Source organism: Mesorhizobium sp. M2A.F.Ca.ET.037.01.1.1 (assembly GCF_003998075.1).
GTDB lineage: Bacteria > Pseudomonadota > Alphaproteobacteria > Rhizobiales > Rhizobiaceae > Mesorhizobium.
Genome location: NZ_RZSA01000185.1, coordinates 1 through 8542 on the forward strand (window position 1 = coordinate 1; position 8542 = coordinate 8542).

The following is an 8542-nucleotide window of genomic DNA, read 5'->3' on the forward strand; positions in this document are numbered from 1 at the left end:
TGTCATGCTCGACGACCACCACTGAATGGTCGCGGGCGATGTCCTTGAGCAGGCGCGCGGTCTCCTCGGTTTCGGCATCGGTCATGCCGGCAACCGGCTCGTCGACGAGCAGCAGCTTCGGGTCCTGCGCCAACAGCATGCCGATCTCCAGCCACTGCTTCTGGCCGTGGCTCAGATTGGCTGCGAGCTCGTCGCGCTTGTCGCCGAGACGGATGATGCCGAGTATGTCGTCGATGCGCCGCGCCTCGGCCGCCGAGCGGCGATGGAACAGCGCCGGGAAGATCGAGCGCGGCCCCTTCAGCGCCAGCATCAGATTGTCCTCGACGCTGTGGCTCTCGAAAACGGTCGGCTTCTGGAATTTGCGGCCGATGCCCATCATGGCGATCTCGGCCTCGTCGTGGCGCGTGAGATCGACCTGGCCGTCGAAGAAGACTTCGCCCTCGTCCGGCCGCGTCTTGCCGGTGACGATATCCATCATCGTCGTCTTGCCGGCGCCGTTGGGCCCGATGATCGCCCGCATCTCGCCCTTGTCGAGCACCAGCGACAAATTGTTGATGGCGCGAAAACCGTCGAAGGAGACCGAGACGCCGTCGAGATAGAGGATGGTGTTCGAGTTGTTCATGTTCGCTCACTCCGCCGGCTGCGGCTCGGACCCGGTAGCCGACCAGGCGCCGGGCGTCCGTGCCGCAGAGCGAACGATCTTCGGCTGCGGCATCTCTGGATCGGCGCCGGCTTCTGCGGCAAGCGAGGCCGCGCGCAGCGCCTTGGCCTTGCCGCGCCAGCCGTCCCACATACCCACGATGCCCTTGGGCAGCAGCAGCGTGACGGCGACGAACAGCCCGCCCAGCGCGAACAGCCAGAATTCCGGCAGCACGCCGGTGAACCAGGATTTGCCGGCATTGACGAGCAGCGCACCGATGATCGGGCCGACGATGGTGCCGCGCCCGCCGACGGCGGTCCAGATCACCACCTCGATCGAGTTGGCCGGATCGAATTCGCCGGGATTGATGATGCCGACCTGCGGCACGTAGAGCGCGCCGGCTATGCCGGCCATGATTGCCGAGACGGTGAAGGCGAACAGTTTGACGTTCTCCGCCCGCCAGCCAAGGAAGCGGGTGCGGCTCTCGGCGTCGCGCACGGCCATCAGCAGCTTGCCGTATTTGGAACGCACGATGGCCGCGGTCACGAAGACGGCAAGCGCGAGCGTGACGGCGCTCGCCGCAAACAGCGCCGAGCGCGTCGCGTCCGCCTGCACGCTAAAGCCGAGAATGTCCTTGAAATCGGTCAGGCCGTTGTTGCCGCCGAACCCCATGTCGTTGCGGAAGAAGGCGAGCAGCAGCGCATAGGTCATCGCCTGCGTGATGATCGACAGATACACGCCGGTGACGCGGCTGCGGAAGGCGAACCAGCCGAAGACGAAGGCAAGCAGGCCGGGCACGGCCAACACCATCAGCGCCGCGAACCAGAAATGGTCGAAGCCGTACCAGAACCAGGGCAGCTCCTTGTAGTTCAGGAACACCATGAAGTCGGGCAGGATCGGATTGCCGTAGACGCCGCGCGAACCGATCTGGCGCATCAGATACATGCCCATCGCATAGCCGCCGAGCGCGAAAAAGGCGCCGTGGCCGAGCGAAAGGATGCCGCAATAGCCCCAGACCAGGTCGAGCGCGAGGGCCAGCAGCGCGTAGCAGAGATATTTGCCGACCAACGCTACGATGTAAGGCGGGATGTAGAAAGCGCTTTGCGGCGACACCGCGAGGTTGAGCAGCGGCACGATGATGGCTGCCGCGAGCAGCGCGAAGATCGTAACGCCAATCCGGCGATCGGCGGCAAAGAAGCGCTGCGCGATCATGCTTCCACCGCCCTGCCCTTCAGCGCGAACAGGCCGCGCGGGCGCTTCTGGATGAACAGGATGATCAGCACCAGGACGACGATCTTGCCGAGCACCGCGCCGGCATAGGGTTCGAGGAACTTGTTGACGATGCCGAGCGAGAAGGCGCCGACCAGCGTGCCCCACAGATTGCCGACGCCGCCGAACACCACGACCATGAAGCTGTCGATGATGTAGCCGCGGCCGAGATTGGGCGACACGTTGTCGATCTGGCTGAGCGCCACGCCGGCGATGCCCGCAATGCCGGAGCCCAGCGCGAAGGTCAGCGCGTCGACCCAAGGCGTCTTGATGCCCATGGAGGCCGCCATGCGCCGGTTGGCGGTCACGGCGCGCATCTGCAGCCCCCAGGGCGTGCGCTTCATGACGTAGAGCAGGACGCCGAACACCGCTAGCGCGAACACCAGGATCCACAGCCGGTTCCAGGTGATCGCGAGCTGGCCGATATCGAACGAGCCGGACATCCAGGACGGATTGCCCACCTCCTGGTTGGTCGGCCCGAAAATGGTGCGCACCGCCTGCTGCAGGATCAGCGAAACGCCCCAGGTGGCCAGCAGCGTCTCGAGCGGCCGGCCATAGAGGAAGCGGATGATGCCGCGCTCGATCGCGAGGCCGACAAGCGCCGCGACTAGGAAGGCGAGCGGCAGCGCGATCACCAGCGACCAGTCGAACAGGCCGGGAAACGAGGTGCGGATCACCTGCTGGACGACGAAGGTCGTATAGGCGCCAAGCATGACCATCTCGCCATGCGCCATGTTGATGACGCCCATGACGCCGAAGGTGATGGCGAGCCCGATCGCGGCCAGCAGAAGCACCGATCCGAGCGAGATGCCGTACCAGATGTTCTGCCCCGCATCCCAAAATGCCAGCGTCGAATTGATACTCGCGATTGTGGCCGTCGCCGCTTCCTTGACCGCTCCGGAGGCGTTGGCCTCGACGGAGGTGAGAAGCGAGACCGCGTCGCGGTCGCCGCGGGCGCCGATCAAGGCAATTGCGGCGAGCTTGTCCGTATCGGGCTTGTCCGAAACCAGTATGGAAGCGCCACGCGCCTGCTCCAGCAAAGCCTTGACGCTCGCCACGGTTTCACTGGCGATCGCCGCGTCGAGCGGCTCGATGTTGGCGGCATCAGGTGTCTTGAACATGGTGTCGGCGGCGGCGATGCGGACAGTCGGATCCTTGGAACCAAGCGTCAGCGTGCCCAACGCATCGCGGATAGTGCGGCGCAAGGTGTTGTTGATGCCGATCTGGGTCAAGTCATCTGCGGAAGCCTCGCCCGCTGCCTCGCCGCTCAGCGGGTCGAAAAGCTGGATGCTGTCGCTGCCTTCCGTGCCGACAAACACCATCGAGTCGGCGGCGCGAATGTAAAGATTGCCTTCCGCCAATGCAGCAAGCGGCCGTTCGACAGCCGGATCGCCCGTGGCTGTCAACTCGCGAACGATAACTCCAGTCTCGGAAAAGTCCGCAGCTGTCGCGAATTTGGCGATGATGGCACGCAGATCGGCTTCCGCAGCGCCCGAGGACGACAGCGTCGTCAGAAGGAACAAAAGCGTGAGGCCAATCGCACGGAAGATCTTCATCGGTATTTGGCGACCCTTGAGGGTTTAATGGGCGTCCGGACGGTGGAGGAAACCGTCCGGACGCGCGCAGTCTTGGGCATGAACCTGATGGTCCAGCCCGGGAGGATCAGTTGGTGCCCTTGCCGCCGCACTTGCCGGTTTTGACATTGAAGTTGCCGCAGCTGAGCGGCGCGCGCCAATCGGAAATCAGGTCCTTGGAATCGGGCAGGTAGTCGGACCATTCGTCGCCCATCACCAGGCCGGGCGTCTTCGAGACCGTCTGGAACTGGCCATTGGCCTGGATTTCACCGATCAGCACCGGCTTCGTGATGTGATGGTTCGGCATCATCGCCGAATAGCCGCCGGTCAGGTTCGGCACCGAAACGCCGACCATGGCGTCGATGACCTTGTCCGGATCGGTGGTGCCGGCCTTCTGGACCGCCTTCACCCACATGTTGAAGCCGATATAGTGAGCTTCCATCGGGTCGTTGGTGGTGCGCTTGTTGTTCTTGATGAACTTGTGCCAGTCGGCGATGAACTTCTTGTTGTCGGGCGTGTTGACGCTCTCGAAATAGTTCCAGGCGGCGAGATGGCCGACCAGCGGCTTGGTGTCGAGACCGGCGAGCTCTTCCTCGCCAACGGAGAAGGCCATGACCGGGATGTCCTCGGCCTTGATGCCCTGGTTGCCGAGTTCCTTGTAGAACGGCACGTTGGCATCGCCGTTGACGGTCGAGACCACCGCGGTCTTCTTGCCGGCCGAGCCGAACTTCTTGATCGCCGAGACCTCGGTCTGCCAGTCGGAGAAGCCGAACGGCGTGTAGTTGACCATGATGTCATCGGCCGGCACGCCCTTCGATTTCAGATAGGCTTCGAGGATCTTGTTGGTGGTGCGCGGATAGACATAGTCGGTGCCTTCGAGCACCCAGCGCTTCACGGAACCGCCATCGGCGCTCATCAGGTAGTCGACGGCCGGGATGGCCTGCTGGTTCGGCGCCGCGCCGGTGTAGAAGACGTTGCGCTCGCTCTCCTCGCCCTCATACTGGACGGGATAGAACAGGATGTTGTCGAGTTCCGAGAACACCGGCAGCACCGACTTGCGCGACACCGAGGTCCAGCAGCCGAACACGGCCGCGACCTTGTCCTTCGAGATCAGCTCGCGCGCCTTCTCCGCGAACAGCGGCCAGTTGGACGCCGGGTCGACGACCACGGCTTCCAGTTTCTTGCCGAGCAGGCCGCCCTTGGCGTTCTGCTCGTCGATCAGCATCAGCATGACGTCTTTCAGCGTCGTCTCCGAAATCGCCATGGTCCCCGACAGCGAATGGAGAATACCGACCTTGATCGTGTCTTCCGCCGCCTTCGCGGAAGCCGACGCCAGCAGGCCAGCCGCGACGACGCCCGCCGACAGGATCTTTGTTATTTTCGCGAAGTTACCCCTCATATGACACGCTCCCAAGCTTGGTTGTTTGCACCGCCACATAGACTGTGCAAGCGACGTGCCAGACGGGAATGCGTGCAACGGGATTGCGAGATAACGATGAGATTACAGCCGGTTATCCAGTAGCCGGGAAACTTTTAGATCCACTTCCACGCGACCAAGTTGAGAAAAGTTTACGCAGCACTGCCTAGATTCTGCCCAATTGGTAAAAATGCCTTAAATTTCATCATGCAGACAAAAGGCTGGCTGATCGGCCCTGTTGCAGGGCCATGGCGAAATGGGGCAAGGTCGCCGCGCAAACGAGCGACGTCATGACCCTGCGAACGATCCTGAGTTTCCTGCTTCTGCTGTCCGCCGCCGGAAGCGCGCATGCCGATTTTACCGACGGTAAGCTGCCCGACGGCGCCTATCACTGCGAGGTCTACCTGCTCGGCCTGTTCCTCGACCTCGGCGTGATCACCATCAAGAGCAACCTCTATAGCGGCCCGGTGACCTTCGGCGCCACGCCGCAAGCCTACGACTACCAGATGAACCCCAATGGCGAGATCACCTGGCTCGGGCCGCTCGGCGGCTACACCAGCGGCGGCAACTCGATCTCGATGACCCAGGCGACGCTCGACGACCCGAGCGGCCCCTCCTTCGACATCATCATGAAGCAGCAGGACGGCGCCTTCACCGCCTCGACCTGCACCAGAAGATAGCCGCCGGCTCCGCATAAAAAGGCGCGGAACCCTTTCGGGTCCCGCGCCAGCAGGCAGTCGGGAGGATGAACGCAATTCCAGGAAAGGTGCTTAGCGGTTTTCCGTCCGGAATTGCGTCAAACAAAAATAGCTGGAGCGGATCGGCGGTGACGCCGAACCGCTTCAGATGGTCTTGGCCGACATCTGCGCCGCGATGTAGTCGGCCTGGCGGATCGCCAGTGTCACGATGGTCAGCGTCGGGTTCTCCGCCGCGCCGCTGGTGAACTGGCTGCCGTCGGAGACGAACAGGTTCTTGATGTCGTGCGACTGGCCGTGCTTGTTGACGACGCCGTCCTCCGGCTTCTCGCTCATCCGGTTGGTGCCGAGATTGTGAGTCGATGGATAAGGCGGCGTCGGGAAGGTCCTGGTGGCGCCGACAGCGGCATAGAGCGCCTGGCCTTGGCTGTAGGCATGGTTGCGCATTGCCTCGTCGTTCGGATGATCGTCGAAATGGACGTCGGCGATCGGCATGCCGTGCTCGTCCTTTTCGTCCTTGTGCAGCGTGATGCGGTTCTCCTCGCGCGGCATGTCCTCGCCAACGATCCACAGGCCTGCCATATGGTCGTAATGGTCGAGCGCCGTGGTGAAGGAGCGGCCCCAGCCGCCGGGATTGAGGAAGGCCGCCATGAACGGCAGGCCAAGCGACAATGTCTCCATCTCGTAGCCGCCGACGAAGCCGCGCGACGGATCGTGGCGCGCCTCGTCGCGGATGATGCCGGCCATGGTGGTGCCGCGATACATGTGCACCGGCTTGTCGAAAATCGCGTAGACCGAGCCGGTGGTGTGGCGCATGTAGTTTTTGCCCACCTGCCCCGACGAGTTGGCGAGCCCGTGCGGGAACTTGCTCGATTCCGAATTGAGCAGCAGGCGCGGGCTCTCGATCGAATTGCCGGCGACGGCGACGATGCGGGCCTTCTGCTCCTGCAGCTTGCCGTCCTTGTCGGCATAGACGACGCCGGTCACCTTGCCGGAAGCGTCATGGTTGATCTTGATCACCATCGAGTTCGGCCGGACCTCCAGATGCCCAGTCGCTTCGCCCTTCGGGATTTCGGTGTAGAGCGTCGACCATTTGGCGCCCCATTTGCAGCCCTGGAAGCAGAAGCCGGTCTGCTGGCAGGAATTGCGGTCGTCGCGCTGCACCGAATTGATCGCCATGTTGCCGGTGTGGCATTCCTTGTAGCCGAGCTTGTCGGCGCCGGCCTTGAGCACCTTGAAGTTGTTGTTGCCCGGCAGCCGCGGCCAGTCATTGGTGCCCGTGACGCCCATCTTGGCCTCGGCCTTGGCGTAATACGGTTCCATTTCGGCCAGCGTCACCGGCCAGTCGAGGAGGTTCGCGCCCTTGACCTTGCCGTAGGTCGTGGCCGCCTTGAATTCATGCTCCTGGAAGCGCAGCGAGGCGCCCGCCCAGTGCGTCGTCGAACCGCCGACCGATTTGACGATCCAGGCCGGCAGGTTCGGGAAATCCTTGGCCACGCGCCAGTCGCCCGAGGTGGTGCGCTTGTCCTTCCAGGCGAGCTGGGCAAAGGAATCCCACTCGTCGTTGATGAAATCCTCATATTCGTGGCGTGCGCCCGCCTCGAGGATGACGACGTCGATGCCTTTCTGCGCCAGCTCGTTGCCGAGCGTACCGCCGCCGGCGCCGGAGCCGATGATGACGACCACGCCATCGTTCTTGAGATCAAATGATGCTGCCATGGTTTCCTCCCATGAAATCCGTAGAAATGCGGTTCAGGACAGAGCGGTCTACAGCCACTCGATGTCGTTGAAGCCGCGCGCGATGTAGCCGCCCTTGGAATAGGACTCGCCTTCGTAGCCAAAGATGGCCACAGCTCCTTCTGGTTGTAGAGGCTGACGACGAGGCCGCCGCGTACCGCCTGGAAGAACGGCGTCTTCTCGATGCCGGTGAGCAGCGCGACCCGCTGCTCTTCCCAGCCGATCCCGCGATAACCGCCCTTGCCGGCCTTCTTGTCGAGCTCGGCGATGCCCTTCTCGATCAGTTCCTTATGGGCCGGGTCCTTGGCCGCCGTCTCGTCATGGCCCTTGACGGCAATGGCGTAGTATTTGTCGGGCACCTGGTCGTGCGGATAGATGTCGCGCGCCATCTGGATCAGCGTCGCCATCGTCTCGGGCTTCAGCGCCGAGGTTTCGAGACCCCAAGCGTGTTCGGGGCTGATGACGGCGCTGCCGGAGATGATGAGCAGCGCGCCGGCACCGCCGCGCTTGAGAAGCTCTCGCCGCGAAAGCCCGGCTTTCTTCTCATAAACTGTAACCATGATTTCCTCCCTGCTTGCTGTTCGCGCCCCTGAGGGCGCCGTTGCTGGCGCCGCGCCGGTCCGCGCGGCGGAATGTCCCCTATTGGAAGCGCCCTCCTCGCTGCAGGACCTCGATCTTGTAGCCGTCGGGATCCTCGATGAAGAAGAAGCGGGCAATCCGCACCCCGTGGTGATTGAACTCGACGATCTTCCTCGGATTGAACCCGAGCGCGCCGATCCGGTCATGCTCGCTGTCGAGATCGGCGACCGACACGGCGAAATGGCCGTAGCCGTCGCCCAGCGCATAGGGCTCGGTGCGCCCCTTGTTCACGGTCAGCTCCACCTCGAAAGGCGAGTCCGCATTGCTGAGATAAATCAGTGTGAAAGTCTCGAAATCGAGCCGCTGCGCCACCTCGAGGCCGAAGGCCTTGTTGTAGAAATCGACGGACCGTGCCTCGTCGAGAACCCTGATCATGGAATGGATCGCCTTCGCCAAATCGGACTCCGCAGCTTTCTTGATTTCGAAGCCGATTATGCGTGCTGGCGAAAAAAGGTGGTGGCAGCCGATTACCACGCATGCGGCTTGGAAATGGGTAGTCTCCCGGCGCGGGCGAGGATGGGCGCGCCTAAGGACGAAAGTCTGATTGCCGTTGCCGGCCATTGGATCGAAG

At 62.9% G+C, this 8542-nt stretch carries 8 protein-coding genes and 1 pseudogene; 2 read left to right on the top strand and 7 right to left on the bottom strand.

All coding sequences use genetic code 11. The features are described 5' to 3' along the window. From urtD to urtA, 4 genes are all read right to left on the bottom strand, one after another. Positions 1-622, bottom strand: a 622-nt coding sequence (urtD, locus tag EOA27_RS11855) for an urea ABC transporter ATP-binding protein UrtD (RefSeq protein WP_127256256.1), incomplete at its 3' end; no start/stop codon positions are given. A 6-nt stretch (positions 623-628) separates the two neighbouring features. Then, a complete protein-coding gene (urtC, locus tag EOA27_RS11860) occupies positions 629-1852 on the bottom strand; it encodes an urea ABC transporter permease subunit UrtC (RefSeq protein ID WP_127253005.1) in 1224 nt (407 codons plus the stop codon). Continuing rightward, positions 1849-3465, bottom strand: a complete 1617-nt coding sequence (urtB, locus tag EOA27_RS11865) for an urea ABC transporter permease subunit UrtB (protein WP_127256258.1) — start codon at positions 3463-3465, stop codon at positions 1849-1851. The genes urtC and urtB overlap by 4 nt, the downstream gene beginning before the upstream one ends. Before the next feature lie 106 nt (positions 3466-3571). Further along, positions 3572-4882 carry an urea ABC transporter substrate-binding protein gene (gene urtA, locus EOA27_RS11870; RefSeq protein WP_126082563.1) on the bottom strand — a complete coding sequence of 437 codons (1311 nt, stop codon included), beginning with the start codon at positions 4880-4882 and terminating at the stop codon, positions 3572-3574. 308 nt (positions 4883-5190) lie between these two features. Here urtA and EOA27_RS11875 point away from each other — a divergent pair, with 308 nt between their 5' ends. Beyond that, on the top strand, positions 5191-5580 hold the full coding sequence (locus tag EOA27_RS11875; RefSeq protein ID WP_126082562.1) for a hypothetical protein: 390 nt from the start codon (positions 5191-5193) through the stop codon (positions 5578-5580). Positions 5581-5742: 162 nt separating this feature from the next. Here EOA27_RS11875 and EOA27_RS11880 read toward each other — a convergent pair whose 3' ends face one another. The 3 genes and pseudogenes from EOA27_RS11880 to EOA27_RS11890 all read right to left on the bottom strand — a co-directional run bounded on the left by EOA27_RS11880 (position 5743) and on the right by EOA27_RS11890 (position 8367). Then, positions 5743-7314, bottom strand: a complete 1572-nt coding sequence (locus tag EOA27_RS11880; protein WP_126082561.1) for a GMC family oxidoreductase — start codon at positions 7312-7314, stop codon at positions 5743-5745. 48 nt (positions 7315-7362) lie between these two features. After that, a pseudogene (locus tag EOA27_RS42065) lies at positions 7363-7892 on the bottom strand (gluconate 2-dehydrogenase subunit 3 family protein). Between the two features lie 79 nt (positions 7893-7971). Next, positions 7972-8367 carry a VOC family protein gene (locus EOA27_RS11890; protein ID WP_126082559.1) on the bottom strand — a complete coding sequence of 132 codons (396 nt, stop codon included), beginning with the start codon at positions 8365-8367 and terminating at the stop codon, positions 7972-7974. Here EOA27_RS11890 and EOA27_RS41505 point away from each other — a divergent pair. Further along, positions 8350-8542, top strand: a 193-nt coding sequence (locus tag EOA27_RS41505; RefSeq protein WP_210214145.1) for a hypothetical protein, incomplete at its 3' end; no start/stop codon positions are given. The two genes, EOA27_RS11890 and EOA27_RS41505, sit on opposite strands and share 18 nt — an antisense overlap.